This is a genomic window from Methanospirillum sp. (assembly GCF_035560735.1).
In the GTDB taxonomy this organism is placed as follows: domain Archaea; phylum Halobacteriota; class Methanomicrobia; order Methanomicrobiales; family Methanospirillaceae; genus Methanospirillum.
In genome coordinates this window covers 1-2,123 of record NZ_DATMYY010000064.1, presented here as the reverse complement: position 1 = coordinate 2,123, position 2,123 = coordinate 1, and the positions used below count along the sequence as shown (strand labels likewise).

3 protein-coding genes are annotated in these 2,123 nt (G+C 40.8%); 1 reads left to right on the top strand and 2 read right to left on the bottom strand.

Annotation, left to right across the window (positions count from 1 at the left end):
* The coding region (locus VN429_RS01770) for a Rossmann-like domain-containing protein (protein WP_325629153.1) at positions 1 to 367 on the top strand (367 nt) is incomplete at its 5' end.
* Between the two features lie 13 nt (positions 368 to 380).
* On the opposite strand, the gene VN429_RS01765 is transcribed toward VN429_RS01770, so the two are convergent.
* On the bottom strand, positions 381 to 1,160 hold the full coding sequence (locus VN429_RS01765) for an ABC transporter ATP-binding protein (protein WP_325629151.1): 780 nt from the start codon (positions 1,158 to 1,160) through the stop codon (positions 381 to 383).
* Positions 1,157 to 2,123, bottom strand: a 967-nt coding sequence (locus VN429_RS01760) for a FecCD family ABC transporter permease (RefSeq protein ID WP_325629149.1), incomplete at its 5' end; no start/stop codon positions are given. The genes VN429_RS01765 and VN429_RS01760, both read right to left, overlap by 4 nt.

Here is a 2,123-nt window from a genome sequence, read left to right as displayed (position 1 = left end):
ATACAGGATTGCTGAACTTGATATTAGAACTCTTAAATCAGAAGAATTGCCATTCTTCGTGAATCAGAATGATTTTCCACAAGAGGTTTCTACTGCTGATCTGGTGATTATTTCTGGAACGACTCTCATCAATGATACTCTTGAGAGTATTCTTAAGTTGTGCAACCCGGATGCGTACGTTATCATTATCGGTCCTACCGCGACTATGCTTCCAGAGAGTTTTTTTGCCAGAAATATCTCGATGCTTGCAGGTAATCGAGTTGTGGAACCTGATGAGATCCTGGATGTACTTGTTGAAGGGGGATCAGGATATCACTTTTATGGACATTCTTCACTGAAGGTTATCATTAAAAAGCAGAAAAATTAGAGCCTTATTTTTATCACGGGTAAGATGGTACACACACATTCCGTCTTACCTCTTCAATAAAGTGAACACCTATGGTGATATGGTATGTCTCTTCTAATGACTGATTGGTTACAACTGTTTCAGCATCTCCAACCTGAGTAACAACCCCATTTTGCATGATTCCAACTTTGCATGAGAGCAGGAAGGTATGATCTGGATAATGAGATGACATGATGATTGAGATGGTTCTTTCCTTTGATAATTTATCAAGAATGTGAAGAATTCGTACCTGATTTCCAAAATCAAGGTGATTTGTTGGTTCATCCAGAACCAGGAGTGAGGGTTCCTGGGCGAGAGCACGAGCAATCATAGCGAGTTGGCATTCTCCTCCACTAATTCTGTTAACTGGTGCATCCACAAGATGCTCAATTCCTACGCTTTTTAAAGCATCAATTGCAATTTCATGGTCTCTTTTTCCAGGCCTTGAGTACGCAGATATATGTGGTGTTCTTCCCAGTAAAACCAGTTGAAGTACACTAAATGGAAAGACCATATGATGAGCTTGAGGTACATACCCAATCATTTTTGCCAGATCTGAACGATTCCACTGCTGAAGGCTTTTCCCATGTATTGATATTTCTCCAGATTTTAGAGGTAAAATCCGGGCACAGCATTTTAATAGCGTTGACTTTCCAATACCATTTGGTCCGAGAATGCAGAGAATCTCTCCTTTTTCAACAGAAAATGATACATTGTGAAATATTTGTCGATCAGCACTATATCCGAATCCTGCATTTGCTACTGCAAACATCATGTCCACCCAACATCCCGTTTTGCCATAATGTAAGCAAAAAATGGGACACCAACAATTGCTGTGAGAATTCCAAGTGGGATTTCTGCACTAGTTACGTTTCTGGCAATATTGTCTATGAGTATCAGGTATGCTGCTCCCAGAAAAAACGAAGCTGGAATTAACCGGGCATTGTCAGGACCGATAAGCATTCTGCCTAGATGAGGTATAACCAAACCTATCCAGCCAACTATTCCACAGATAGATACAGAATATGCTGTAATTAATGTCGAGATAAAAATGAGGATGTATTTCATTCGTGTCGTATCAATTCCAAGAGATCCTGCTTCTTCATCACCAAGAGAAAATGCGTTTAATCTCCATCCGATTACCATACAATAGATCGCACCTGGGAGAATGAATGGGATGGCAAGGAAAATATCTGACATTGATACTGCACTGAGAGATCCCATGAGCCAGTAGGTTATCGCAGGTAATTTTGCGGTTGGATCTGCTACGTATTTGACCAGTGAGATGAGGGACGTAAACAGTGATCCCATTATTATCCCTGATAAGACCAGAACAAGGATTGATTCCCCTTTATATATTTTAGCAAGAGTTACTGCAAATCCAACAGAAGCCAGACCAAAAAAGAATGCTGATCCTTCTATGAGCAGTACCGGGAGTGAACACAATATTGCAATCGCTGCTCCAAATCCTGCACCTGATGAAACGCCAAGGATATCTGGTGAGACCATAGGGTTTCTAAAAAGACTCTGGTAAACTGCACCGGCAACAGACAAGCCTCCTCCTATGAGAAATGCTCCGATTATCCTTGGGATTCGGATGTTAAATATTACATTTGCCTGTGCATCTGTCCAGGTCTGCTGAGTGTGAAGTATTGGTGATAATAAAATCTTAAAAACGGTAGCTGGGTCCAGAAAGTACTGGCCAAAAAACATTGAAAACCCTGCGAGAATAAATGGG

What these genes read in the sequence shown, in the direction of transcription:
- VN429_RS01765 (WP_325629151.1), bottom strand. Translation starts at nt 1,160, where the DNA reads ATGATGTTTGCAGTAGCAAATGCAGGATTCGGATATAGTGCTGATCGA.